Origin of the sequence: Sphingobacterium sp. B29 (assembly GCF_001952815.1) — a bacterium.
Lineage (GTDB): Bacteria > Bacteroidota > Bacteroidia > Sphingobacteriales > Sphingobacteriaceae > Sphingobacterium > Sphingobacterium siyangense.
Map to the genome: position 1 here is coordinate 1,744,252 of NZ_CP019158.1, position 26,312 is coordinate 1,770,563.

The 26,312-nt window shown below is 37.3% G+C and carries 28 protein-coding genes; 13 read left to right on the forward strand and 15 right to left on the reverse strand.

Features of this window, described 5'->3' with window-relative positions:
- Positions 1 to 166 precede the first annotated feature (166 nt).
- The 3 genes from BV902_RS07260 to BV902_RS07270 all read left to right on the forward strand — a co-directional run bounded on the left by BV902_RS07260 (position 167) and on the right by BV902_RS07270 (position 1,716).
- On the forward strand, positions 167 to 880 hold the full coding sequence (locus BV902_RS07260; protein ID WP_075994661.1) for a 2OG-Fe(II) oxygenase: 714 nt from the start codon (positions 167 to 169) through the stop codon (positions 878 to 880).
- A gap of 10 nt (positions 881 to 890) precedes the next feature.
- On the forward strand, positions 891 to 1,151 hold the full coding sequence (locus tag BV902_RS07265; RefSeq protein ID WP_075991360.1) for an Ada metal-binding domain-containing protein: 261 nt from the start codon (positions 891 to 893) through the stop codon (positions 1,149 to 1,151).
- 136 nt (positions 1,152 to 1,287) lie between these two features.
- On the forward strand, positions 1,288 to 1,716 hold the full coding sequence (locus BV902_RS07270; protein ID WP_075991361.1) for a hypothetical protein: 429 nt from the start codon (positions 1,288 to 1,290) through the stop codon (positions 1,714 to 1,716).
- Between the two features lie 23 nt (positions 1,717 to 1,739).
- Here the strand turns inward: BV902_RS07270 and nudK are convergent, their stop codons facing one another.
- The 3 genes from nudK to BV902_RS07285 form a co-directional block, all read right to left on the reverse strand.
- On the reverse strand, positions 1,740 to 2,321 hold the full coding sequence (nudK, locus tag BV902_RS07275) for a GDP-mannose pyrophosphatase NudK (RefSeq protein ID WP_075991362.1): 582 nt from the start codon (positions 2,319 to 2,321) through the stop codon (positions 1,740 to 1,742).
- Between the two features lie 16 nt (positions 2,322 to 2,337).
- Entirely contained in the window at positions 2,338 to 2,676 is a 339-nt protein-coding gene (locus BV902_RS07280) for a hypothetical protein (protein ID WP_075991363.1), read from the reverse strand.
- 118 nt (positions 2,677 to 2,794) lie between these two features.
- Positions 2,795 to 3,634: a helix-turn-helix domain-containing protein gene (locus BV902_RS07285; RefSeq protein WP_083663504.1), complete on the reverse strand. Its 840-nt coding sequence runs from the start codon at positions 3,632 to 3,634 to the stop codon at positions 2,795 to 2,797.
- Between the two features lie 526 nt (positions 3,635 to 4,160).
- On the opposite strand from BV902_RS07285, the gene BV902_RS27255 reads away from it, so the two are divergent.
- Together BV902_RS27255 and BV902_RS07295 are read left to right on the forward strand one after the other, a co-directional pair.
- On the forward strand, positions 4,161 to 4,502 hold the full coding sequence (locus BV902_RS27255) for a helix-turn-helix domain-containing protein (RefSeq protein WP_216640438.1): 342 nt from the start codon (positions 4,161 to 4,163) through the stop codon (positions 4,500 to 4,502).
- A 30-nt stretch (positions 4,503 to 4,532) separates the two neighbouring features.
- Complete coding sequence (locus BV902_RS07295) at positions 4,533 to 5,690, forward strand: FAD-dependent oxidoreductase (protein WP_075994662.1); 1,158 nt, start codon at positions 4,533 to 4,535, stop codon at positions 5,688 to 5,690.
- 60 nt (positions 5,691 to 5,750) lie between these two features.
- Here the strand turns inward: BV902_RS07295 and BV902_RS07300 are convergent, their stop codons facing one another.
- The 3 genes from BV902_RS07300 to BV902_RS07310 are packed head-to-tail and all read right to left on the reverse strand — an operon-like array spanning position 5,751 to position 7,816.
- Positions 5,751 to 6,032, reverse strand: a complete 282-nt coding sequence (locus tag BV902_RS07300; RefSeq protein WP_075991365.1) for a hypothetical protein — start codon at positions 6,030 to 6,032, stop codon at positions 5,751 to 5,753.
- Positions 6,029 to 6,883, reverse strand: a complete 855-nt coding sequence (locus BV902_RS07305) for a DUF2071 domain-containing protein (protein WP_075991366.1) — start codon at positions 6,881 to 6,883, stop codon at positions 6,029 to 6,031. Before BV902_RS07305 ends, BV902_RS07300 begins: the two co-directional genes overlap by 4 nt.
- A gap of 36 nt (positions 6,884 to 6,919) precedes the next feature.
- Positions 6,920 to 7,816: an SIR2 family protein gene (locus tag BV902_RS07310; RefSeq protein ID WP_075991367.1), complete on the reverse strand. Its 897-nt coding sequence runs from the start codon at positions 7,814 to 7,816 to the stop codon at positions 6,920 to 6,922.
- Between the two features lie 745 nt (positions 7,817 to 8,561).
- Here BV902_RS07310 and BV902_RS07315 point away from each other — a divergent pair.
- From BV902_RS07315 to BV902_RS07325, 3 genes are read left to right on the forward strand one after another with little or no spacing between them, the layout of a single operon-like run.
- Entirely contained in the window at positions 8,562 to 9,056 is a 495-nt protein-coding gene (locus BV902_RS07315) for an N-acetylmuramoyl-L-alanine amidase (protein ID WP_075991368.1), read from the forward strand.
- Positions 9,043 to 9,420, forward strand: coding sequence for a hypothetical protein (locus BV902_RS07320; protein ID WP_075991369.1), 378 nt, complete (start codon positions 9,043 to 9,045; stop codon positions 9,418 to 9,420). The genes BV902_RS07315 and BV902_RS07320 overlap by 14 nt, the downstream gene beginning before the upstream one ends.
- Positions 9,377 to 9,892, forward strand: coding sequence for a hypothetical protein (locus BV902_RS07325; protein ID WP_157625930.1), 516 nt, complete (start codon positions 9,377 to 9,379; stop codon positions 9,890 to 9,892). The genes BV902_RS07320 and BV902_RS07325 overlap by 44 nt, the downstream gene beginning before the upstream one ends.
- Before the next feature lie 150 nt (positions 9,893 to 10,042).
- Here BV902_RS07325 and BV902_RS07330 read toward each other — a convergent pair whose 3' ends face one another.
- Positions 10,043 to 10,615, reverse strand: a complete 573-nt coding sequence (locus BV902_RS07330; protein WP_075991371.1) for a hypothetical protein — start codon at positions 10,613 to 10,615, stop codon at positions 10,043 to 10,045.
- Positions 10,616 to 10,956: 341 nt separating this feature from the next.
- Between BV902_RS07330 and BV902_RS07335 the strand changes: the two genes are divergently transcribed.
- On the forward strand, positions 10,957 to 11,763 hold the full coding sequence (locus BV902_RS07335; protein WP_075991372.1) for a LexA family transcriptional regulator: 807 nt from the start codon (positions 10,957 to 10,959) through the stop codon (positions 11,761 to 11,763).
- Between the two features lie 528 nt (positions 11,764 to 12,291).
- On the opposite strand, the gene BV902_RS07340 is transcribed toward BV902_RS07335, so the two are convergent.
- The 5 genes from BV902_RS07340 to BV902_RS07360 form a co-directional block, all read right to left on the reverse strand.
- Positions 12,292 to 12,795 carry a hypothetical protein gene (locus BV902_RS07340; RefSeq protein WP_075991373.1) on the reverse strand — a complete coding sequence of 168 codons (504 nt, stop codon included), beginning with the start codon at positions 12,793 to 12,795 and terminating at the stop codon, positions 12,292 to 12,294.
- A 407-nt stretch (positions 12,796 to 13,202) separates the two neighbouring features.
- On the reverse strand, positions 13,203 to 13,700 hold the full coding sequence (locus tag BV902_RS28655; protein WP_075991374.1) for an anthrone oxygenase family protein: 498 nt from the start codon (positions 13,698 to 13,700) through the stop codon (positions 13,203 to 13,205).
- A 202-nt stretch (positions 13,701 to 13,902) separates the two neighbouring features.
- Entirely contained in the window at positions 13,903 to 14,676 is a 774-nt protein-coding gene (locus tag BV902_RS07350) for a helix-turn-helix domain-containing protein (protein WP_075991375.1), read from the reverse strand.
- Positions 14,677 to 14,911: 235 nt separating this feature from the next.
- The gene (locus BV902_RS07355; protein WP_075991376.1) at positions 14,912 to 16,033 is read right to left on the reverse strand and encodes an NAD(P)-binding domain-containing protein; all 1,122 of its coding nucleotides are present in this window, start codon (positions 16,031 to 16,033) and stop codon (positions 14,912 to 14,914) included.
- Positions 16,034 to 16,045: 12 nt separating this feature from the next.
- Entirely contained in the window at positions 16,046 to 17,068 is a 1,023-nt protein-coding gene (locus BV902_RS07360; protein ID WP_075991377.1) for an LLM class flavin-dependent oxidoreductase, read from the reverse strand.
- A 178-nt stretch (positions 17,069 to 17,246) separates the two neighbouring features.
- On the opposite strand from BV902_RS07360, the gene BV902_RS07365 reads away from it, so the two are divergent.
- From BV902_RS07365 to BV902_RS07380, 3 genes are all read left to right on the forward strand, one after another.
- Positions 17,247 to 17,846, forward strand: coding sequence for an HD domain-containing protein (locus tag BV902_RS07365; protein WP_237242012.1), 600 nt, complete (start codon positions 17,247 to 17,249; stop codon positions 17,844 to 17,846).
- Positions 17,847 to 19,158: 1,312 nt separating this feature from the next.
- Entirely contained in the window at positions 19,159 to 19,380 is a 222-nt protein-coding gene (locus BV902_RS07375) for a methyltransferase type 11 (RefSeq protein ID WP_075991379.1), read from the forward strand.
- A 172-nt stretch (positions 19,381 to 19,552) separates the two neighbouring features.
- Positions 19,553 to 20,410 (forward strand): alpha/beta hydrolase, encoded by an 858-nt coding sequence (locus BV902_RS07380; protein ID WP_075994664.1) that lies wholly within the window; start codon positions 19,553 to 19,555, stop codon positions 20,408 to 20,410.
- Between the two features lie 24 nt (positions 20,411 to 20,434).
- On the opposite strand, the gene BV902_RS07385 is transcribed toward BV902_RS07380, so the two are convergent.
- The 3 genes from BV902_RS07385 to BV902_RS07395 form a co-directional block, all read right to left on the reverse strand.
- Positions 20,435 to 20,971 (reverse strand): GNAT family N-acetyltransferase, encoded by a 537-nt coding sequence (locus BV902_RS07385; protein WP_075991380.1) that lies wholly within the window; start codon positions 20,969 to 20,971, stop codon positions 20,435 to 20,437.
- 385 nt (positions 20,972 to 21,356) lie between these two features.
- Positions 21,357 to 21,647, reverse strand: coding sequence for a hypothetical protein (locus BV902_RS27080; protein WP_083663505.1), 291 nt, complete (start codon positions 21,645 to 21,647; stop codon positions 21,357 to 21,359).
- 119 nt (positions 21,648 to 21,766) lie between these two features.
- Positions 21,767 to 22,933: an FN3 domain-containing metallophosphoesterase family protein gene (locus BV902_RS07395; RefSeq protein WP_075991381.1), complete on the reverse strand. Its 1,167-nt coding sequence runs from the start codon at positions 22,931 to 22,933 to the stop codon at positions 21,767 to 21,769.
- Between the two features lie 239 nt (positions 22,934 to 23,172).
- Between BV902_RS07395 and BV902_RS07400 the strand changes: the two genes are divergently transcribed.
- The gene (locus BV902_RS07400) at positions 23,173 to 26,310 is read left to right on the forward strand and encodes a SusC/RagA family TonB-linked outer membrane protein (RefSeq protein ID WP_075991382.1); all 3,138 of its coding nucleotides are present in this window, start codon (positions 23,173 to 23,175) and stop codon (positions 26,308 to 26,310) included.
- The last annotated feature ends 2 nt before the right edge of the window (positions 26,311 to 26,312 follow it).

Here is a 26,312-nt window from a genome sequence, read left to right on the forward strand (position 1 = left end):
TATACGATATGAAATCAAAAAAGGATTAAATACACCAGCCTGTATTTAGTCCTTTTTTTTGTGATATGGATTGTCTTGAGCGATAAATGTTCGCGTTCCTTTTATTATACATCATATTAGCATATTTCGGATTTTTTGGCAGGACTATAATATGGAGATTCGTGCTATGGAAAATGTCATTCAAAACATAGAAAATCTAAATTGGTCTGCGATTACAGAGGAAATGCATAAACATGGTTATGTGGTCATTCCAAATCTATTAACAGATTTACAATGCGATCTATTAAAAGACGGGTATTACGATTCGAGGCTCTTCCGCAAAACTGTCGTTATGGAGAGATATCGATTCGGAATAGGAGAGTACAAATATTTTGACTACCCACTACCTGAGTTGATTCAAACGATTCGATCTCAACTTTATCCCCATCTGGCCGTCATTGCTAATGCTTGGTTTCGCGCGCTGAAAGTCGATAAGTCGTTTTCGATGAAACATGAAGACCTTTTGACGGATTGCCGCTTGAAAGGACAAGAACAGGCAACAGTATTGATTTTGAAATATAGTCAAGGAGGTTTCAATACCCTACATCAGGACTTATATGGAGAAGTCTATTTTCCGATGCAAGCGGTGTTTATGTTGAACGAGCCACAAATAGATTTTACAGGGGGGGAATTTGTCCTAACGCAACAAATACCTCGAGCGCAGTCAAAGGCTATTGTTTTGAAACCCCAAAAGGGAGATCTCGTCCTATTTGCAACAAATTTTAGGCCTGAGAAAGGACGAATCGGATATTTTAGGGTTAATATGAAACACGGGGTGAGTGAAGTTACGGCAGGTGAACGCCATGCGTTGGGTATTATTTTTCACGACGCCGAGAGATAAAACCCGCACAATGGAATGGCATAAAAATATATCAGATGCTTCATTGCACGCCAAGATTCGAACGGGAGAAATTCGCTTAGGAGGCAATGAAAAACTAAAAATTTATGGATTGCTTTGTTGTATTTCCGGAAAAAGGATGAAGCGGGAGAACAGGGTCTTTTTTGCCACTGAGCAAGAAGCGCTACAGCATCAATATCGTCCTTGTGGGCACTGCTTAAAAGCGAACTATGTTGAATGGAAGGAAAAAAATAGGAGATTTGGTGAAGTGTAGGTCGCATTAAGTTCTCTTATATAGAGCATCTAAGTAAATCGAGTTTGGAAAAAGCATCTTATGTCAATTTCCTTGTGTATTGTTGAATTTTGTGTTTATCTTGAGGCAGGGTTAATTATCGTAGATCAAAAGAAAAATGCGTTTATTTTCGATTGCTGTTTATTTTATTTTTTCGGCTCTGCTGTTAATAAGCTGTGAAGAGCGGAGACAAGATACTAAAGTATTGAGTTATATAGCGCATAGTGAACGTGATAGTGCCCGTTTGGATCTTAATCTTTTTGAGAGCCGTTTTCATGGTCAATTGTTCTTTTATAGACCTGGAGGTGAGGTTGATTCGGGAGATATTCGCGGCAATATCCAAAAAGACACATTGCTTGGGGACTATTATTATACACCATTTGGCTGGGGACAGAAAAAAAGAAGACCCTTTGTTTTATTAAAAAAAGGGTCTCTGTATATTTTAGGTACAGGAACGGAGCAAGTGTATATGGGAATTCCACATTATATACCTTCAACCATCAATTTCCAAGACCCGAAGTTTATCTTTGAGAAAGTTAATCACTAGCCCTAATCATATAAATTGGGCGTCTACAGTATATCTTTTAATCGAATATATTGTAGTAGCATAATGGTTTTACCATCTTTGATTTCACCTGTATCAATCATATGTAGTGCTTCTTTGATATTGATTTCTAGAATCTCAATATGCTCTTCCTCTTCTTCTAAACCACCGCCATCGCCAACTTTCATGTTATTGGTGTATTCTGCTATAAAAAAATGTAGAATTTCAGTTACAGAACCTGGAGACATATAAGCTTCAAAGATCTTTTTTGCCTCCTTGATCTGATAGCCTGTTTCTTCTTCTGTTTCCCTTCGTATACAGTCGTGTGGAGAATCTTGATCAAGTAGACCTGCACAAGCTTCGATAAGCATGCCTGATTCATTTCCGTTGATGTAGGTGGGTATTCGAAATTGTCTTGTTAATATGACTGTTTGAGTACTGGTATTATAGAGTAAAATGACAGCTCCATTGCCACGATCATAAGCTTCTCGGCTTTGTTGCTGTACCGTACCATCGGGTTTGCTGTATTGATAAGTCACTTTTTTTAAAGTGTACCAGTTGTCTGATAGAATTTCAGTTTTTACAATTTTAATATCTTTTATTGCCATTTTTAGCGCGTTAAAGTCAAAAGATAAAAATAAGAATTGCAATCCAAACTAAGCAGGAAAAACTAAGAGAAGCTTTGATGTATGTCGCGATTCTCCATGGTGCTACCCAGCGTAGTCGAAGCGGGATAAAAAGTAGGATAAAACCCATTGATAAACTAACAGGTATAATCCAAAAGAAATCAATTGGTGCAATCCGACTGTGGGGAAGTAGCGTAACAACCAAAGCAGCAACTAGCGTCAAAGACAGGCCCAAATTTGAAATTATTTTTTCTTTCTCAGGACGGTCGTTACTGGAACCTTGGCCAAAGATGAAAAGAGTTGTGTCCATTACAAGGTTAATAAGCTCAGAAATCATTGATAATGGTGTTTTTATGTAAAAATAACAAGTTTTTGTTTCGCAAATGGACTTACTGTTTATTTTTAACGAAGAAGTATTGGAGCAAAATTTAGTTTATGCTAGGTATTGGCGAACCTCAGTCCGTTCTAAATTGCTTTGGATTCAGACCTGTATGTTGTTTGAAAAAATTGGAGAAGTAAGGAGAGTCGACGAAACCAAGTTTGAACGAAATTTCTTTGATAGATAGACCGGTTGCTTTTAACAATCGTTTTGCTTCCAAGATAGTTCGCTGCTGAATGAGCTGGCTTGGAGATACTTCGAGCTTTTGACGACAGATTTTAGTAAGGTGCGGGGTGGATATATTAAGTTCTTTCGCATAAAAAGATACCGACTTCTCATGCCGAAAATGGATATCAATTAACTCCTGTAACTTTAAGAGACGAGGATTGGATTCATTATTTTGTTCATTTTGGACTACCTTTTGTACCTCTTTGCTTAGTATCGATGCGATCACAGCTGTGCGAGAATAGATAATAGCAGGAACACAATTGTGGTCCTCAAGTTCTTTTCTTATCGCATTAAATTCATAATAAAGTAGAGCAAATGTTTCGTTGGAGAGTGAGATAACAGGATTACGTTGATAGTAAGCGAATGAAAAACGGAAATTGGGTGAAAATTTCTCGAAGTATTCTCTATCGACCATCAATTGGAAACCAGTTGTATTGGCTCCTAATTTCCAGCTATGAACTTGCTTCGGAAACAGGATATGGATTTGATGACGATCAATGTGATAATCTTTAAAATCAATCGTATGGACACCTTCTGCTTGGTCAAAAAGTACCAATAAAAAAAAGTGATGTTGATGTGGACGCGCTATATGATGTTCACCACGCAATTCCGAGTATAAATATCCTTGATTACCTGCAAGCTGGTCTTTTCTAAATTCTTGAATATCTATTGTCGGAAATAACTCCATCGAAATGATTTTGAACCTAAATATAGGTGTTTTATTTTAAACCATCTTCCAGTACCTGTTTGTTGGTGGTGAATTCACGATAGCCAAAGGTTCCATCCAGACTTATAACCAATTACAGCACCAAGTTCAATGCTTTTTGAGTAAGAGGTCTTTGGGAATACAGAAGAGCGGTATACATTGGCCGCAGCTGGTGTTTGCGTAATGAATCTGGCGTTATAAAGGAAACCATCGGTTTGCCAGATGGACGTGTTGATTTGTTTCTTTTCAAATCTTCTGTAGATAACTTTAGGATCGCTTTACTTGGTCTAGGAACAATGCCCCATGAAGAAGCGACTATTCCTATTGACGGACAACTATTTGTATCAGCTTTAAATTGCTTGGGGCGGAGTATATTTTAAAGAAAGTATTGCCGGCATCATCAATACGGTAAGTTTCTTGTGACTGATTTTGGTTTTTGAGTTTGATGTGTTGATTTTGAGTTATTTGTGGTCAAATCTATACAAATTATTAGTCACTTCTTCCTTCTATGATTGATGAGCGAAAGCGTAAGTTATTTGAACTGATCTATCAGCGTAAGGGAGCGATTTCAGTTGCCGAACTCTCCGAACAGATTTTTTGGAACAGCAGGCAAATCAATCGTTATTTTAATCAGCAATTTGGACTTTCTTTAAAGTCGTACTGTAATATTTTACGTTTTAGGTCCTCATTGGATCACATTGCAAAAGGGAAACTTTTTCCAGAGGAACATTTTTTCGATCAGACCCATTTTATTAAAGAGATTAAGAAATTTTCGGGAGTAGTTCCCAAAGAGCTGTTAAAAAATAAAAACGACCGATTTATACTATTATCATCGCTTACATCTCAATAGTTTTGTTTTATGAATTTTAAAACAAATAAGATGTTAATACAAAATAAAAAAATAGCCATAATTGGCGGTGGAATTGGCGGCCTTACGTTAGCTCGATTATTACAGTTAAAGGGGGCTGATGTATCCGTTTATGAGCGGGATTTAAATCCTGAAGTTCGTGTACAGGGCTCTACTTTGGATCTTCATGAAGGGACGGGACTTGAAGCGATGAAACGCGCAGGATTAATGGAAGAGTTCTATAAATATCATCGACCGACTGCGAGTAAGCTGCGTATCGTTGATCAGGATCTCATCGTAAAATTTGATGACCATGATGAAGAGCAGTCAGTCGCCGAAAATCGACCGGAAATAGACCGAGCCCCTTTGCGAGATATCTTATTGAATGCCTTGGAACCGCATACCGTTGTTTGGGATAGTCAATTTGTTGCAATGGAAAGATATGGTGAAGGTTGGTTGTTGCATTTTAAATATGCAGTGGATGCATATGCCGATCTGGTGATCGCAGCAGATGGAGCAAATTCAAGAGTACGTCCTTACTTAAGTAATCTAACGCCTATATATTCGGGAATTACATTGGTTGAGGGAAATATCTATGATGCTGAAAAGAATGCTCCTCATCTCTTTAAATTGGCGAACGGTGGTAAAGTGATGGCTTTTGGATCGGAACAATTTATTGGATATGGTACAAAAGGTGACGGTTCAATGATGTTTGTTGCAAGTACAAAGATTCTAGAAGAAGATTATAATAAGGCTAGAATTGATTTTAAGGACAATAAGCAAGTATCGCAATGGCTTAAAGATCATTTCCCTGGATGGACCACGGTTTGGGATGAGTTTTTTGTGAATGACAATGTACAGTTTATACCCCGTCCCCAATATTATTTTGCTCTTGATCAACACTGGGAAACACAGACTAACCTTACAATGATCGGAGATGCAGCTCATCGTATGCCACCATTTGCTGGGGAGGGGGCGAATGTAGCAATGCAGGATGCCTTCGAGTTGGCTGAATGCCTGACAAATGGGAAACATGAATCTTTGCTGGAAGCATTATCTTATTTTGAAAAAGACATGATAAGAAGGGGGGCAGAAGCAACGCAGGATACATTGGAAAATAGTGATCGCATGCATTCGGCTACTGCTTTATCTGCTATGTTGGAATTTTTTAGCCATCCATCGGCGGATTAACAACCTTAAATCACCTTAAGTAGTATAGAGTAACAAAGGGAGTTTCCAGAAAAAGAATATTTATTTTTTCTGGAACTTCACAAGCAGTAAGCTACCGAAAATAAAATAAAGTATCAGAACTAATGTGCTGCCAAGTGCAAAACCATTGCTAAAAAGTTTATCTAACCCGTATTTGTGATGAAACAGACCGATTCCGACTATACATTGGCATAGTGCATAACAAATATTTGCTGTTGCCGTATAACCAAAAAGCCCTAAGAAGCGAACTTTTGTTATTCCAAAAATAAAATGGGGCATCGCGTTTGCGAGCAATACAGCTATACTAAAATCGATAAAGTTCATAATTTTATTGTTTTTTCGTGATTCATAAAAAATGAGACCGCCGGTATTTCAAAAGCAAAACACTTTTCATGCTGAACAATATCAGCTAATGTTTCGCTTCTAAAGAAATCAATTTTTAAAGGTCTTATGTCTTTTGGATCGAACTTTAACGCAATATTCGCCTGTCGGAATAGGCCATTGTCCAGTGGAGTTAAGGCTTGGTCCTGAATAATTATTTTATTCAGGAGTTGATTGATATCTTTCGACAGCTGGAGAAATTGACTTGGAATATTCCAGTGATCACAGGGTTGGCAAACAACCTCCAAGTCTGGTGCATTGCTTCTTCCAGGGATTATTTTGGTGTGAGTTTGAACGCCGATATGGTTATGTTGGAAAGCCAAAGGTTGATGTGTATACATCATGCTACTGAATAAACGACTACCGATGCAATAGATCTGGCTACTCATTACATTTGCGAGAAATAGGACTGTAGGCACTTTAAATTGCTCTTGGGTTTGACTGATGTAAAGTCTCCAATTACTCTGTAGAGGTGACCCATATAAGGATTGTAAATGATATAGTTTTGCAGGGCCGAAATGGCCATGGCGGTAAGTTAGCACTGAAAATAAAACATGGTTACCGACAGGATCGAGGGTAATTCCTGGGGGGACGAATTGTTGAATTCTGGCGAGAGGCACCATCCAGTTTAAATAAACTACATGGCTAATTTCACTTTTCAATTTTATTGCTGAAAAGGGTTTGGTAAGTATAAACTTTGTTTTCCTTAAGAATAGACTATTCAGAAAATTTTCAATGCTTAATGTAAATTTGTTTAGTTTGGCAGCGCGAAATTCTTTTTCTATTAATGACATGATAACAAGCTGAAAATCTATGAATTGCTGTATGGTTCAACTTAATATTTTGCTGGGTAGCTTATATCTATTTTTTATGCCTGCGAGGACTTTCTTGTAGTATTTAGTTTTATTGGTTTCGTCAATAACGACAATTTCAACATCGTTTGCTTGAAGTAATTGCATTTTATCTTTGGAGAGTGCATACCATTTTTTAGTTGTATAATAAAAGAGTTGATTTTCAATAAATGCGCTTCGTCTATAATACTTATTTCTGGCGCGATAGGTTAGCAGCCACCAAAGGTCTATTTCTACAAAATCAAGCGATAGACCTAGAATGTGGATATCCTGTGTGAAAAATAAATCAATCCAGGATTGGAGTTTAGTATCCTTTTTTCGGCTTAATCTTTTAATTAGTGCAGCCTTGTAGACCGTTTGTGAATTATAATTTGTCCCAACAACCACATAATCCCTCATTTTTTGCAATTGCCCACAGTAATGTTCATAACCTAGGTTAATGGAAGATGGATTTAGGCAGTCACCGTGTATATGCCAATAGCTCGTGTTGCCGATTTGGTGTTTACGAAATACACTGTAGGTCGTTTCACGGATTAAGCCGGTATTTGCTGTGGCGATTTCTCCTTCTAAGCTGAATTCATAGTTAGTGGTGATTATGTTTTCGATCGAAAGATCCCGAATTAATTGGTGTATTTCGTTTTGATTGATTTGAGAGACGCAATCCGATATATAGGTTTTGAGTTCTCTTTCATTAATATGTTTTTCTCGAATTGCGTTAAGGAATATTTCCTCATACAACATAGGAAAAGGTTTTTGTCCATTTTCTAATGAGCTGACTTTATACTTTTCTTTGATGTTGTGTAGTAAATCACTCCAGCTTATTCCTGGTGAAATATTATTAATGTCGTTTCCAACTAATAAAGCAAACTTGTTCATTGTATTATAAATCAAGATTCAAGCATGTAAAGTTAAATGACGATGTCAATCAATCTCATTTTTGGATGTAACATATAATCTATTGAATTTAGATTTCTCTCCTACGAATTTAATAAAAAATCGTAGGATTTATGTCAACTAGATTTGTGATGGTACTGTAAATGGTATTGTCGGCAGGGCCATGGAAGCAATATCGTGTAAATTGAAACCTCTGTAAAAAATGATTATGTCATTGCGAGGGGCGGATCAGTCAGATATGTTGTTTTTATTCGTCAAAAAAGGCTAGGCGAACCAACTTCCTAGCCTTCACGGTATAACTCATCCTATGCTATAACAAACAAATAACAAAGCAGCACAAGAAATGTTTGATGCCTCGTCAATGATGTGAGGTCTGTGGTGATATGGCTTGACAATGATATCACGGTCTTGATAACATGTTCCCTCATAAATTTTAGTAATATTTTGTTGTGTTATTGTCTGCTTTTGAGGGGACTATGAAGAGTTAGTCCTGTTAAATTCACTTTTGGTGAACGCGTACACCGAAGAAAATTTTGTGTAATATTCGGTATCTGTAACCTACCGCTTACATCCAGCTAATAGTCCGTTCTGCGACAAAGGATCACACTTAACTTTGTATAAAAATAGAAGCTAAATAACGACTGATAAAGTGTGTTTCCCTTTTTTAATACACAATGGTAATTTTTTTAGCGTAGAAACAGGTTAAGTCATAAAAAAAGTTCGTGATATGGAAATTAAAGAAAACAAATTGATCGGTGTTGCCTATAGAGATACACCAAACAAAGGTGGAATTATTAAACCCGTTTATATTATTATGCACTACGATGGTGCATCCAATGCAACGAGTGCAATTGATTGGATGACTGATTCCCGGAGCAAGGTCTCCGCCCATCTTCATATCAGTCGTGATGGTGTTATAACGCAATTGGCCCCTTTTAATATTAAATGTTGGCATGCGGGCCTTAGTACCTGGGCCGGTCAAAGAGATTTGAATAATTGTAGCATTGGAATTGAATTGCAAAATAAGGGTACGGAGAGCTACACCGAAAAACAGATCAATGTTGCGATAGCTGTGTGTAAAACAATTGTCCGTACTTATTCAATTCGGGAGATTTTGGGGCATTCGGATATTGCGCCTGGAAGAAAGGAGGATCCAGGGATACAGTTTCCCTGGGAAAAATTTAAACCGTTAACAAAAGGAAGTTATAATGGAATTACTTGAGATTTTGGAGAAATTGATTATCCCTTTAGTGACAGCTGTAGGGGGGTATTTTGTTGGAAGGCCCAAGCAGCAAGCTGAAGTGGAGGCAACAAATGTTGAGAATGCCGGAAAGGTAATTGAAAAATGGGAAGGATATGCCAATAGATTAGAGAAAGATATTGAGCAATTACGGACGATCATCGAAGATCTTAATGAAGGGTTACGTTTGGCAAATGACGAACGTACGTCTTGCGCTAAGACCTTAGCGGATTTGCAAGTGAAATATGATGATCTCATGAAACTTCATAATAGGTTACAGATTGAATTAAAGCGCGTTAAAAATGAAGAATACACTACAGATAATCGCAATGCTGCTACTGGTTAGCAGCTGCGGTTTGTTTAGAAAGGTTGAGAAAACCAAGGGATCACAAGAGTTTGGTGTCAAAGAGAAAAATACCAATTATGCTACTATAGCACAGAACACGGAACATATACAAATTGTTCGATCAGATAAAGAGGTTTTGGTAACAGATGAATATGTGATGCAAATTGAAGGTGAAGGGATCCAGATTATGCAGGATGGTGCAGTTCAGCTACGTAAGGGAAAAGTCTATACTAAAAAGGAGCATTATTCTGAAAAGCTGCAGCTTGAGAGTGGGTTCGATACCAATTGGAAAGCTCAGAAGGTAGAAAGTCGTCAACAAATTGAAACGAAAATGGAGCTACGCAAAGCACAATCAAAAGAGGTTTCAAAACCAGCGGTGTCAAGCCTTCTTTATTTTTTAATGGGTTGCGGTGTATTGGTCGGTTTTATTATTTGGTGGATAAAGAAACGTAAGTTTGTTGAGTCTTGGTAGTTTCCGATTAAAAAATGTTACTATTATTTTTAATGAAATTCAGATAAGAAGCACAAAATAGTCCTTGAGTATTTAAAATTCAAGGACTATATTTTTGGAACCGGGCAGAATTGCCGAATTAGCAGAGCAGGTGTGATTGTACAAATAATACTAAACCCCATCGAAATGCCTGTCAATAAGGTAATAATTGGCAATCTGTTTAATTTCCTTTTTGAAATCACGATAGAGGTCAAATTGATTACAAGCACAGATGATAGATTTCTGTAATGTGTCATTATTTATTTTTAAATAAGGGCCAAGTTCCTTATATATGCTACTTTTTACTTTTGTTTTCAGATTATCTAATTTTTCCGGCTGAAAAATACGTAGAACAACGGCGATAGCTTTGTAACGATGCTGAATATCCTTATAATTGATATATTCACCCATAATCTGTTGAGAAGGTATACCCACAAATTGACAATAGCAGTCAATTACTTGACTGATTTTGGAAAGGTCAGATTCATATATCTTATCGATGGATTTTAGTATTTCAGGATGATTTTCTTTCAAGAAACTCATGATGAATGAATAATATAGTGAGTTCATACCTTGTGAGCTATTTTTGTCGGTTATTGTACTGCTTTCTTCTTTTTTTAAATTACTGTTGTGTTTTTGTCGTTGATGATAATCTACTGCGTAAACAATGTGCTGTCTAGGATGTTGTGTCATGAGCTGTTCCATTTTCTTTTTATCTTTAAGTATGAACTGATTCTAGTCTCGCTAATTGCAAATCCAGTGAATAGCTAATTTACTTACTACCCTGTCCGTCTATTCTATGAATTTAATATAGTCTATTGATGTTAAACAAAGTTAAACAAATTTGTTAATCAAACAAGTTTATTCGAAGCTTATTTTTACTTTTTATATGGAAATATAAACTTATTTGTTTAACTATAATTTATTGGTAATTAGGTTTTTATTGTTTTATTTTGATTGTCTGTTTGTTTAGGTTTAATAAGTTGTGTAACTTAGTGTCAGATTGTTATATATTTGTGTAACATTTGTTAAATACCCGATCGACTATGGAAACTTATCCAAATAATAACTTTGAAGTTTTACGCTTGGAGATGCGTGTTACTAACCGTGAATTCGCGTCTTTATTGGGGGTACGCGAACAGGTGTACTCGCGTATTAAAAAAGGAGAGTATCCTATTGGACTTACGATGAAAACACGTATTCAAGCGGCTTTTCCTCAGGTTCAGTATGACTGGTTGGTGTATGGAAAAGGTGAAAGAGTGGAGATAACTCCTTTAATGCACCCCGACACGATAGCAATGCTTAGTATTGGTAACGGTAAGTCAATAGGGTATTTTTCGGAGGACGTCAAGTTTATTGACGAAAATAAGAATAATATATTTTTTGAAGTTTCCCCAGGACGATATTTGATGCAGACAAAACTTGTGACAGAGAAAGCTAAAGCGGGGTATTTGTCAGGCTTTTCTGATGCTGAATATATGGACGATTTACCGGCACATTTTATTACGGTCAATGAGTTCCATAAAGGTGCCTATCGTTCTTTTGAAGTTAGTGGTGATAGTATGACCGATGGAACCGATGCAAGTGTATTGGACGGCGATATTGTGACGGGACGTTTGATTAAAAGGGAGTTATGGCAATCAAAATTTCATACCCACAAATATCGTTATTGGGTTGTTGTACATAAATATGAAGGAGTTATTATCAAAGAAATTGCTCATCATGATGTCAATAACGGAATTCTTACCCTTCGTTCGCTAAATACTGATAAAACAAGATACCCGGATTTTGAAGTAAGTTTAGATGATGTTGACCAAATTTTTAATGTTGTAGATATTAGCCGTTCGCTTTAGGAACAGCCTAACTCAGAATATGATCGTTTTGATGGTTCGTCTTTTCATATCAACGTTTATAGGTGGACCTTTTTGTTTAGGCTATAGGTGCGATAAATTAATCCAATCCCCCCGCTATTAAATTGAAAGTTCTCCGTATCAAGTCTTTACGTTTTTGCTAAAAAATATAGAAATAAAAACTAATATAATTAGTTTTTATTTCTATATTTGATTATAAATTGAACGTTTGCGGACATGTTGTTGCGTGCTGTCTTGGCGCACCTAGTATATATTTAACGTTAAGAAGGCCGATAACGTGACGAGAATATTGGTTGCTCATTATTCAGGCATGTCCGTGGCGTTCAATTGAAATAATAGGTACATGTGCGTAGGTTGTCAGGGCGGGGTGGAGGCATTTTTGAGTAAATCGAACTATTTACTAAGTTGTACCTATGGACTTACCATTTACTAATCATCATATGTTTATTTTTGAAGCCAGGTTTTGAAATCTGGCTTTTTTATTTCTTATGCTATCAATTGTTGTTAATTTTAGTCTTTTACAAAGCTTACATCGGTTATTTTATAGGAAAAATTATCTTTTTCCCGTTCAGTTTCAGGTTTTTCCATTTCACTGTAGTGAACGGTTCCCTTCATCTTGAAGGTTGTATGGGAATCTAGATTGATTTTTTCTCCCTTATCGTCAAATACATAAAAGTTCTTAAGCGTATAATTTTTCTGATCTGCGGGAATTTCAAATAAAACATTGTTTTTTTCTGTCCCTACAGGTAATATAACGCTGAATGCAGTGAATTTTTCAGAACTAAATGCATGGGATTTAACTACGAAATTCATGGCCATAGTTTTTGATTTACCTGATGAGAATGTAAAGGATGGTGCATCAAATTCACCTGTTAACGTAATGGTTTTGTTTTGATTGTCGTAGTTTGATTCGATAGCTTTTACCGTATCGACAGAACTGCCATTGCAAGATGTGAACAACGCTATGGCAGAAGATACTAACAATGATGTCGAAATTAAGTGTTTTGTTTTCATGGGGAAAAATTTCATTAATTGTATATTATTTTGAACATAACATACTTCGTACTGCTATGCTCCTTTTTAATTGTAAAGACCCTTTTTATTGATAGACAACTTCGGCTCATGTATGTTTTGGCAGTTTCGTGAAGATTTCTTTGAATCATCAATATACATGCCTTCATGATGATTTAAGCTCACATTCAATAACATTCGTTGATCAATTTTTATAAAAGTAAGGTATTGAGGAAGAGGTTTTAGCACTTGATTTAAATTCGGGGGGAATGAATTTAAATTCGCATGCCTTGGGCTTTTTTTCGTCTATAAGAGATAGGTAAATGATAAACTCAAGTTTTATTTCGGCGGAAATGTCTGTAAACAGGTTGTAAGGGATTTGATCTTATACTATTAGCCCAATGTTATGATCAATTTTTTGATTTAAAAAAGACCAAGTTAATAACTAAACAGGTGAGTGTAAGTAAAGAAGAGCAAGTTCGGATGTTATTCCAAAATACCCAGGGTTTTTCAAAGGTGTCACGTGCAAGTCTTAACGATTTTTCTGAAGATATCGATAGGTCTATCGAGGCTAATTGATTATTTAAGGGTACATTTTGCGTGCCTGTAACCACAAATACACCAATAATATAGCTTAGGCATGCTGCTAGGATTAGATAAAATTTTGGTGAATACAGATCAAAAAATAATATGGTAGCCATGAATAACAAAAGTGGTGCGCCTAGAAAACAGCAGTAAAAAGCTGAGTTTAGTATTTCTTTATTGATATTTTGCATCGCCATCAAAAAGGCTTTATCGTTGAGTTTATGTAGACCCAAATTGACCGAAAAGGTATACGAAAAAAACAAGCCTGATATGATAGCCGAAAATATTGTTGCCAGCGCTAAAATGATGTCTTGCGATTTCATGTCTATATTTTTTTTGATGTACAATGTTTTACTGAACCTAATTCTCTAGGAGCTCTAATTTATCAAAGCATTGTTTTCTTATAGCAAATCTTTCGAAGAAGTTGAGGCTTTAAGAAATTACACACTTTCGTTGAGCTCGCCCTTAGACAATACAAAAGTTGTGATAAACAGTGAGTCAATATAGAATAAAAACGACAGTAACCTACTTTTTGTTAAATGATGTTGGCGTTGTTCCTGTGAAAGTCTTAAAGACACGAATAAAGTGCGATTGGTCGGAGAACCCATTTTCATAAACAATTTCCGTTAGCTTTTGGAAATCTTTGCTATTAAGCTGTTTCAAAGCGGCCTGAAACTGTACCATTTTAGCGAATTGTTTAGCGGACACCCCAGTTTCCTTGAAAAACCTTCTTTCAAAAGTTCGGATGTTCAATGCTTCTTTTTTTGCAATTTCCTTAATAATGATTTGGCCCTTTTTTTTGATGATTTCGAGAATTGCTCGCTGAATCGAAAAATCTATGTTATATTTCTTGCTATCGAAAAAGCTGAGGAGCGATTGTGTTAATAGTTGGATGCTGTTTTCAGCATTTGAAGATGAGAATAATGTACTGCTTAGTTGGTGGAAGGCTCTATTTGAAGGAGCATCTAGATCATAGCAGTCGTCGTTTATGCTTTCGGGCGAGATACCCCAAAATCGGCGTAATACAAATGGGTAAAATTGAAAAACGATAATCTGAAAAGGCCCTGTTACATCTATTGAAATCGGTTTTATTGTCTGACCATAGAGAAAAATCGTCGGCATCTTTTTATCATGGGGCTTGATTGTAAAATCACCATAGCATCGTTGAAACAATAGACCAGGGTAACCATCAGCATAAAAAGGTAAGTTTATGCGATCATTTTTCTGACTTTCAAATACCAGGATCGCCTTTACGAATAATGTAATGGATGTATCAGGGCTGATAATTTGAGAATTCATCAATTAACTTTGTTGGCTTTTGATTACGACCTGTTGTACGTTTAAATATACTTAAAAATCTATTATAAGATGGAGTTGCCCTAAGATTTTCATTAGCGGATTTGTAATATCATGGTATATCTAAAGTCTACGGATGTAATCCGATTTATTTGAAATAAGAAAGGGAATTTTCTCTTCTTACCTGAAATAATTGTGCATGTTCCAGTAATTTAAGTACTCAAAATTGAAACTATCATTATAACTGGTTTCCACTAAATGTATTTGTGTTCAGGTCGGCAGCTGAAAGCGTTTTTAGAAGTTCTCTAGCTGCGGCGCTACCTGCACGGTTTGCACCGATTGTCGATGCTGATGGACCATAACCCACGAGGTGAATTCTTGGTTCTTTAGCGACCATAGTCGCTAGTCTTCCTGCCATTTGAATGCCACCCTGTTTTTCTTTTGGTAGCACTGCGTCTAGATGGCTCAATGAACTTTTAAAGCCTGTATTCCAAAGTATAACATCTGCTTTTTGTTCTGTTCCATCGGCCCATTTGATCCCCCTTTCTGTTATTTCTTGAAACATTGGAAAACGTTGAAGGACACGCCGTTTTTCCATCTCCTGGATTTCTGTAGAATAGGGGAGGCCCGTAACGGAAACGACAGACAAAGGTGAAAGCCCCAACCGTACACGTTCCTCTACCATAGCAACAGCATTATGCCCAGCCATGTCATCAAATGGCCCCTCTCTGAATAAAGGTGGTCGTCGTGTTACCCAGGTTGTCGTTGTAACCTTCGAGATTTGGTCCAATAGCTGAATGGCAGAAATACCGGCTCCAACAACAATAACATGTTTGCCACGAAAATACTCTGCAGTTTTAAAATCCTTTGTGTGAAGTTGCTCGCCACGAAATAATTCTGCACCTGGATAGGTAGGAATATAGGGGTTTTCCCATGTTCCGGTGGCGTTGATAATACCGAGTGCTGAGAAAAGAGTTTCTGCCGTATCGATATGAAAGCGATCTTGGTACAAGTAGACTTTTTCTACTTTAGCTGGTCGATATACTTGAAGTCCAAATTTTTCTTCATAAAGTTTAAAATAATGGGGAACAGCGGTGTTTGCCTGAACTTCCGCCCCTTTTGTTGATAAAGTCTCCTCAAACGACATGCCGGGCAAATCGTGTATTTTATTGACTGTACTTAAGGTAAGGGAGTCCCAGCGAAATTGCCAGGCTCCTCCTGGTGCAGAGGCTTCATCCAAGATGATAAAATCCGGCCCGATTTTAAGTCCGAGCTTCTTCAAATGATAAGCAGCAGAAAGTCCAGCCTGACCCGCACCAATGACTGCAATTTTTGTTTTGTAGCGAATGTTCTTTATCATACGAGAGTGGAGTTAACGCCAACCAAGTTCGGGAGCTACGTGTTCCAAAATGGCTGAAAGAATGTGGACATTGTAGTCGACCCCTAGCGTATTTGGAATGGTCAATAATAGCGTGTCTGCTTCCTGTATTGCTTCATCTTGCGCTAGTTCTTTCACGAGTTGATCTGGTTCTGCGGCATAACTTCGCCCAAAAATCGTCCGCTTGTCCGATTCTATTACCCCAATTTTATCTGTTTTGTCAGCCTCTTGCCCGAAGTAATAACGATCTAAATCATCGACCAGAGCGAATATGGATCGACTGACCGAAACGCGGGGTTCACCAGGGTGCCCTGCTTCCTTCCAGGCCTCTTTGTATAAACGTATTTGTTCGGCCTGCTGAATATGAAAAGGTTTGCCATTTTCATCATATTTCAAAGTGGAACTTTGCAGGTGCATCCTGTTTTGAGCAGCCCATACAGCCGTGGCATTCGATGCTGCTCCCCACCAGATACGGTCACGTAACCCTTCCGAATGGGGTTCGAGTCTCAGCAAACCGGGCGGGTTTGGAAACATTGGATAGGGATTTGGTTCAGCGAAACCAATTCCTTTAAGTTTTTCTAAAAATTCCAATGCTTTTTGCCTTCCCATATCAGCATCTGTTTCGCCCTCGTTGATATTGTAACCAAAGTAACGCCAACCATCTATTACTTGTTCAGGCGATCCTCTGCTGATGCCGAGCTGCAATCTGCCCCCGGAGATTAGATCTGCAGCTCCTGCGTCTTCCACCATATAAAGGGGGTTTTCATAGCGCATATCGATGACGCCGGTGCCGATCTCAATTTTGGAGGTTTTGGCTCCAATGGCCGATAATAGAGGAAAGGGAGATGCTAGCTGATTCGCAAAATGGTGTACACGGAAATATGCACCATCTATGCCTATTTCTTCAGCAGCTACTGCTAGATCGATGGATTGCAATAAAGTATCGCTTGCGGTCTGCGTACTATATGCGGGATGCTTGGACCAATGGCCAAAAGATAAAAAGCCTATTTTTTTCATAAATCACAATGGGATTTGATGTCAATCAAATTTAATAAATGTTGCGATTATTTCGGTAGTTTACATTGTCCGATGGGTGTCAATAATATATGGTTTGAATGAATTTGCCAAATGACAAGTAGGCTGTGGCTCAAAAAGAGTAATTTTATATATTATTCAATTGTATTAGTGATTCAGGATGATGCTTTCAGACAAATTATTACAACAGATCGAGTTTATTAAGGAGATCGATAAGATTAAATATATCCAGCGCAGGACAAAACTTTTCAATAGTGACCGTCCCGAAAATGACGCTGAACATAGTTGGGATCTTGCCCTCATGGCTATTGTACTTTCAGAACACGCAAATCAATCAGTGGATTTATTGAAGGTAGTCAAAATGGTATTGATACACGATATCGTCGAAATTGATGCAGGTGATACTTTTATCTATGATACAGAAAAAAATCATACCAATACAGGTGCGGAGCGTTTGGCAGCTCAGCGGATTTTTGGAATTTTGCCTGGGCAGCAAGCAGAGGAACTCATTGCGATCTGGGAAGAATTTGAAGCTGGCCAAACGCCAGAAGCACAGTTCGCACGAGCGATGGATCGATTGGAACCACTTTTACAGAATAGTTCCAATAATGGTGGAACCTGGAATGAACCTGGTGTAAATTATGAAAAGGTTTATGCAAAAAAATCTGTCATCAAGGATGGCTCAGCAGTATTGTGGGAATATGCAGAAAAATTGATCGATGCTGGAGTTGCTCGAGGGATTCTCAAAAAGGGAGAGTAGTTAGGATACTGATCAATGGCAAGCAGTAAATCCGATACTATTGCTGACAGCTGCCAGCTTTTTATGATGATTGATAACTAAGTTCAGCGGTAAGTCTTCGAGTTCTATTTGTTTCCCAACAGAGGTTAGTGTCCAGCCATTTGGTAGTCCAACTTTATTGCTTTCCAAAATGAACTAATTCTATTTTGTATATTGTTTTGACTGAACGTGAGCTGCGAGGTTGCAAACATGCACGTTGTCAAAATGAATGTTCCTATTCTTTTCATGGGACATATTTACGAAATTGAGTAGTCAGACTAAATAGGAAGCATCAAAATTAAAGAAAACTTAATATTGGACCGCGAACTTAGCGTAGGTTATAACGCGTTGTTTTTTAGTATGGTCAAGAGCCTCTGAAAATCTGTTTGAAAAAAAAATACTATATGACAGGAAATTTAGTATGGAATTCTCTTGTGTAATTGTTTATAGCAAAAGCTGAACGGTTTATAGGTAAAAGTCTGTTGTTTACCGATGGAAATTGTTCTTTCGCCGAAAACTTATGGTTTTTTAAAGTTTATTTTTTGAAATTGGATTGATAAACTATTCAATCTTTATTTATGATACACTTCTTTAATTCATTGGTAATTTTAACTATAGTAGGATTGATAACCATCTCTACCAATGTGAAAACCAAAGATCCTCAGGCCAATATTGGGGACACTATAGTAGAATATAAATCTTCAATCAATCGCACTATTAAGCCCAGTATCCTACACAATATGCGACAAGATAAGGTTCAACTATACATGGATTACAAAGATTCTATTTTGTAACATTAACTTTCTTATTTGAAGTGACTGTTTTTATTTTTTGAAAAATATAATTTTTAAATTACTTTATTGTTATATAGATTAATTTCGTATATTGAGTTATATTGAAAATCAAGAGGGTATGTTATGGCGTCTGTTCTGTTTTGCAGCGCTCTAGCGCAATTTCCATCTTTGTGAAGCCTATATTTTTAAATTGATTATTCTTAAATAGCTTGTTATGAAAAAGAAAAGTTCGTCGTGGTTTTTTTATGCCATTATTGCTATTGTCATTTGCGTATTTTTATTATTAAATCTACCTGAACTTATTCAGGGATTTATGAACGGTTATAATTCAGTTATTAAATAGCAGCCTGTTGTTTACCGTTTAATTTACCATACTTACCGAGTTTTTTACTGTGTTTATCTAAATTTTGTAGCTGTTGCACGCGCTGTATTGTAGTTTAGAATGAGTAAATAGAATAGGATTAACACCGTATTTCTTGAATTGAACTTAATCAGATCTAATGAAACGAGTCGAAATATTTAAAACCAATGTTTATCGAATGAAGGATGCACAGCGAATTGTTGCAACTCTTGTCAGCCTCTTTTCCTCTTATAAAATTAATTTCGATCTTGACGATGAAGAACGTATTCTAAGAATTGAATCTTCACAATTGGAAATTGAGACCAACAGCATTGTTAGAAAGATGTTTGAGTGGGGTTATCGTTGTGAAAGAATCATTTAATTATGCTCAAAAAATAAAAAACTAACAATTATATTAATTTTCATTGTAAATTGTGCTGGTAATTTGTTGAACAAAAATGTTGGCAGGTCTTAGGGATATTATGTCGAATAGTCAAGGATTTCAATATAGGATTATTCAAAAAAACAGTCTTGGTAAGCGCAATATATCGGATATGATTGGTAATAGAATGCTCATTCTTTTAATTTTCTTTATTTTTAATACAGATTGTTTGGCACAAAATGGTACTCCTTTATTGATGGGGAGGTCAGAGATTTTGCATTCAAAAGTTTTGGGTGAAGACAGAATGATCAACATTTATCTTCCCGACAATTATAACCCCAATGATGCTGTTCGCTATCCAATTGTATATGTTCTTGATGGTGGTGTTGATGAAGATTTTTTTCATATTGCGGGTATTGTCCGTTTCAGTACACAACCCTGGATCGATAGATTCCCTCAAAGTATTGTTGTTGGAATAGGTGGAAATACACGTAGAAGAGATTTTACCTTCCCTGTTGAAAATACAGATTTTATAGAAAAGGAAGGTTTTCAAAAAGCTAGCTTTCCCTCGTATGGTGGTTCCGAAAAATATAGAACCTTCATGAAAAATGAATTGATTCCTTACATAAGTGGCAATTATAAATCGAATGGAAAACAGACTTTAATAGGAGAATCACTGGCTGGGCTTCTTTCCGTAGAGATACTATTAAAACAACCCGAACTATTTGATGACTATATTATTATAAGCCCAAGTTTGTGGTGGGGCGAGGAGTCATTATTGAAAAAAGCGGAGAAGTTTCTACAAGGTAATTTGAAAAAAGATGTAAAAGTTTATCTTGGTGTGCCCAATAAAGAAGAAGATGTGAGAATGTATGACGAGGCCATAGCGTTATCTGATATACTTAATAACAATAAAAAAATTCATTTTGTATTTGATTACATGCCTGATGAATTGCATTCCACTGTAATACATCAAGCGGTCTACAACGCTTTTAAGAAGTTGTATCCAAAAACATTTTATTCAAAATAGTGTGGGGATATGTAGCGATTAATTTTATTTTATACTTAGGTTTCTTCTATCGTGCCATTCATCTTCCAGGATTGACATCAATAGCTTGTCGTGAAATTGATTATCCCTAAAACAGGCTTTACGCATTCTTCCTTCCAATTGAAATCCTGCGTTTTCATATGCTTTTATCGCTGCATAATTCGGTTCAGATACCGTAAGCATAATTCTATTGAGCCCTAGATTTCCAAACCCTATATCTAGGATTAATTTGGTAACTAAAGAGCCTATCCCTTTCCCCCATTCTTGGCGATTCCCTATAAAGATAAAATACTCTCCGGATCTGTTTAGCTTGGAAATATTACAAATGCCCGCATACCCAATCAGTTTATTCGAATCGTTTAGGAAAATTCCACGATTAAAATTTTTAGAATCGTTGACAACGGATAGAAACCAATTGTCTATATGATCCTTTGATCGGAGTGACTGAAAAAGAGAGAGGGAATATTTAATAGATAAATCGTCATTGAGCCATTCATAAAATGGTGAGACATCTTCAACAGAGAGTGGTTTTAAGTTGACCATGGTTTAAGGTATATTGCATTCATTATTTTCAAAATTTATTCAGGTTCAAAGGCTCTTCAGCTAATGCTCGTTCCCCTGATAGATGCACATAGGGTCGTTTTTCTTTGCTCTTTCGAAGCTTTTTTTGTTAGAAATTGACGGAAGTACGATTTGCTATTAGCATTTGCATATGAAAGTGCAGGTAAATTTCCTGCGCTATCTTCTTGACCATTTTATTTTTACTGCTGATAGGTTGGAAGTCTCAAGACGTTGATTCGGTTCGACTTCAAAACCATTTTTCATATAGAAACCTAGCGGTGAATTATACGGGCAATTATTATTTTTTTTCTCCATGTGATGGTCTATCACCCAGCCGTTAAGCTCCGTTTCTTCAGATTTCAATCTGTCAAGTAGATTGGAACCTATTCTTTTTTTTGTGTAAAAGACTTGAAAGTATAATAAGAAACCAGCGTTTTGTATCGCGATCAAATTTTGAACACCAACCGACAATTTGTTGATTTTGTTTGACAAGGATGTGTTGTGGTTGGCCTAAGCTTTCCAAATAGTTCTCAAAGGTCGATAGGCTGGAATATGCCATAACTGCGGGATATTCTTTATTCCATAATCCCATGATAGCAATTTTTTCGTTCCTGTCAAGTTCTGAGGTCATCAGATATTCAGTCGATATTGTATTCATTTAGATTAATTTACCATAATTTGCTTAATTATAAAGAATAGAGTTAAAATATCTATATGGTAGTTTTACAACATACGGTTATGGCCGTATAGTCCTCATTCATGAGCAAATTTGTTGTTTTATTTTAACGGGTTAATGATCACTTGGTCCACCGTTTTCCCCTGCTGATCGAGAATTTTGAAGATTCCTTTTTCATCGTCTAAATCTACGCGAAGCACATTATTGTTGGAATTTACAATGACCGGAAATTGTATCGTATTTGTCGCATTTTTGATGATGTTTCTATGTAAATGTCCTGATAGCATGATCTGTGTTCCTGCTTTGTTGAGGATAGGAACAAATTTCTCCAAAATCTCTTGTTCCCCATGCCATCCACCAAAAGGGGGCATATGACAGATTACGATCTTATATTTGGCATCTTTAAATGACGGATCTTCAATAGCTTGAGCTAACCAGGCCGCTTGTTCGCTTCTATAGTTATCCATATCTACAATGCCACTATATTCAATGTCGGTATCGGGTTTATCTTCACCACAATCTAAAATGATAAAACCAGCATTTCCATGCCTAAATTGGTAATATAGTTTACCTGTTGGTGTTGGGAAATATTGGGGATATTCAGTGGCAAAAGGTCCACGTGTTTCATGATTGCCTCTTGAATAAAACATTGGTTTTTCGCTGGCGAACTTTTTAATGGCGGTATCCATAAACCCTTCATATAGTTGTGTTTCACTTAATAGGTTATTAACCATATCACCGTTGAATACCACAAAGTCACTAGTCTTTAGACCGCCGATATCCAATAGCTTATCGAGAACCTCATTGCGTTCGTGAATATCATTAACTACCGTAAAATGGGTAGATTTGGCCATGCCAAAGGTTTGGAAAAATAGGGGTGCCTTTTGATAGACATCAGTGGCCACTACTTTTCCATATTGCACATTGACTCCAACATGTTTGAGAACTTCCTGACTATACACACGATATCTATAGCGTGTTCCAGGTTTTAAATTGGTCAATGTAACCTGATGTAAAGTGCCTACCTTTTTGAAGCCATAGGCAGCCGCATAATATTTTGGTCTTTCCTTAAAGTAAAAGTGACTGGAGTCATCTGGGGCCAGCTCAACCCAGCCAGTAGCAGGCTTGTCTGTCGTCCAAATAATGGAAACAGATTGCTCTGTCAGTCCTTGAATGAAAGGTAAGTGATTTATTCTGATCGCATCCTGACCAACTGCCATAAAACAATTGAAGAACAACAATAGGATGATGCATTTTAGTTTCGTCATTGTAGTACCTGGGTCTATAATTGATTTACCGATGTAAATCGGTTTTTCTTAAGCTAAAGATATAAAATTGTGTAAAAAAGCCATCAATCAAAATGTAACAGTCTTGCTAGACTACATGGCGCCCCGTTTTGTTTTTTTGCTAAAAAAGTGCTGTAAACTGGTAATAATTAAGAAAATTAGACCTGTGTTTAGCTCCTATATTTGGAATAACCTAAGTAAGAGCACCTAATCAAACACAAATGAAAAAGATAGTTTTATTTTTATCTGTGTTTCTAACTTCACTAATTGCACTAGGCCAGCAGATCACGGGTACCGTACGTGATAAGAATGGTAAGCAATTAGCCGGAGTAACTTTAAGAAACACGAGTACTTCCAATAGTACACAGACCGATGATCAGGGGAATTTTAAGATTTCAGGTAAAGTTGGAGATGTCTTGGAGACGAGTTTTATCGGATACGAGCGGGCGCGTCAGCCTATCCCTGCAACCGGTAAAATGACCTTTACCTTGGTCGAAACATTAAGTATTCTTGACGAGGCCGTGGTAATCGGTTATCAAAGTACTTCCCGCAAAAAAGCTACTGCAGCTATATCAAGTATTTCAGGTAAGGATCTGGAAAATCTTCCAGCTGCCAGTTTTGATATGTTGCTTCAGGGAAGATTAGCTGGCGTCAACGTTCAGAATTTTTCTGGCGCTCCGGGTGCTTCGCCAACATTGGCTGTTCGTGGTACATCGGCAGTTAGCCTGAATTACTCCAATGACGACTATTACAATGTCATTAGTAATCCACTCTATGTTATTGACGGAGTTCCGCAGCCTACAGAACAATTTGTGGGTCCGAATACAGGAACAGGAACCAACTACCTGGCAGGTCTAAATCCGAATGATATCGAATCTGTGGACGTGCTCAGAGATGCTTCTGCTGCTGCAATTTATGGGTCTAGAGCAGCAAATGGGGTGATTATGATTACGACGAAAAAAGGGCGTAATGGCGATCCCCGTTTTATGCTAACCGGATATGGAGGTCTAACGCAACGGCCCGAACTACGTGAAGTAACACTCGGAAGAACCGAGCGTGAGCAGAAGATGAGGATACTAAAAAATCAACTCTCTTCCAACGATTTTAGAAATCTACCTTTTATGCTTACCGATTCGCTAAACCCTGCATTCAATGGAAATACAGATTGGCAGGATTTATTCTACCAAAAAGGAAAGATAAAGAGTGCAGACCTTTCTGTTAGTGGCGGATCGGCAATTAGTTCGTATCGTTTTAGCGGAAATTATTACGATGAGGCCGGGATCATTAAAGCAACCGGGTTTAAACGCTATACAGGAAGACTCAATTTGTCCAGTAAGGCTATCAATGAGCGTTTAACGATCAATCCCATTGTTGCCTATTCGTATAATAAGCGAGCGCGGGGGAGCGGGAGTGATGTGAGCCCAATAGCATTGAGTGCGGGTAGTATGCCATCATCACTTTTTAATCTTTCAGATGCTAAAAAAGCTTATCTTTTGGGTACCTATGATAGTAGTCTTGACAATAATGAATCTTCTAATCTGAATACCAATCTAAATCTGATTTTCAATATTGCACCTGGGTTAACTTTTACCTCCCAATCTGCTTATATTAAAGATATGGCCAACAGGGCTTATAATAGACCATCAGCCTTGATGAGTGGGGCGGGTAATTATTCGTCAGCTTATTCTTATGAGAATAGCCAGGTCAGGATATCGAACTTTTTAACCTACGTCAAACAGTTTGGAAAACACTCGCTCAATGTATTACTGGGCCAGGAAGCTGAAAAGAATAGAATGCAAAATGTATCAGCTTGGGGCAGCCAGGGCGTATCGGATCAGATCCAAGTGGTTACAGGTTTTCTGCAAAATAATATTGGTGCCAACTCCGATTTGCAAAAATGGTCACAGCTATCTTATCTCGGTCGCTTTTCCTATGATTTTGATAGTAAATACCTTTTTTCAGGTGCTGTACGTGCTGATGGTTCGTCCCGCTTTGGAGAGAACAACAAATGGGGATATTTTCCATCGGCATCTGTTGGCTGGATTTTAACTGAAGAAGATTTTCTGAAAAACAATCCTACATTCACCTTACTTAAAATTAGAGGAAGTTACGGGTTGACCGGATCTCTCCCCAAAAGCAACTATTTGCAGTATAATCTCTATAATGTCAATAATGGGGGGTATCAGGGTAATTCCGGAGCAACTTCCTATAATGGCCAAGTGGCTATTACACCAAACTTTAACAATGGCGTTGCCCAAAAGAATCTCAGCTGGGAGCGCAACAGGCAATGGAATTTAGGTGTCGATATGGAGTTGTACAAGGGGCGATTTACAGCTATGGTCGATGTCTTTAATAAGGAAAATTATGACGGACTATTTGATGTAATGCTCCCGGTGACTTCAGGATATGATTATGCCAAAACAAATTCTGTCGGGATTCGCAATTCAGGTGTCGATATTCAATTATCAGCTGATGTTCTCCCACGTAGCTCCGCATTGACCTGGCGATCCAATTTAAATATTTCTTATGTCAAGAATCGAATTATGAACCTTCCAAATGGTGGCCGTGATATGGTCATGGACGGCGATCGATTTGATAAATCACATATCCTTTCCGTAGGTAGTCCAATCAACGCATTCTATCTCTATAAAACTTTGGGCGTTTTTGCTACCCTGGATGATATTCCTGTTAACCCCTATACAGGTGAGCGTTATCGCAATTCCAATGGAACGTTCAATCCAGGAGATTTTTATTTTGAAGATGTTGATGGCGATTATTTTGTAGACGTGTTTAACAGTGGTATCAATCCTGATAAAAGGGCTATTGGAGATCCCAATTTTAAATGGACCGGTGGTTGGAATAATGTCTTTAACTATAAAGACTTTTCGCTTACTTTATTTTTTACCTATGGTTTTGGAAGAGATGTACTAAATCTTTTTGAATCAGATCAATTTAATAATTCCACTTCTGGAGATGCGGTATCAAATTTCACTTACTATTCGATACGGGATTTAGATAAACTGAATATTTGGAGGCAGCCAGGTGATAAAGCTGAATATGCCAAATATGATATTGGTACCTATCGCTACTACTATACCTCTGCACAGACTTTCTTTTTAGAAAATGGTTCCTATATGCGTTTCAAGAACCTTATTTTTTCTTACAACCTCCCTGAACGCATTAGCAAGAAATGGAGTATTTCTAAAGTGAGATTCTTTGGTATAGTTGACAATGTAGCCCGTTGGCAAAAATCAAAAAAATTGCCTGATGCCGAGGCAGTAAACCCATATGGAGAGTATAACGGTGGGGGTTATCCTATTCCAAGAAAATATACATTAGGATTTGAACTAACTTTTTAAGA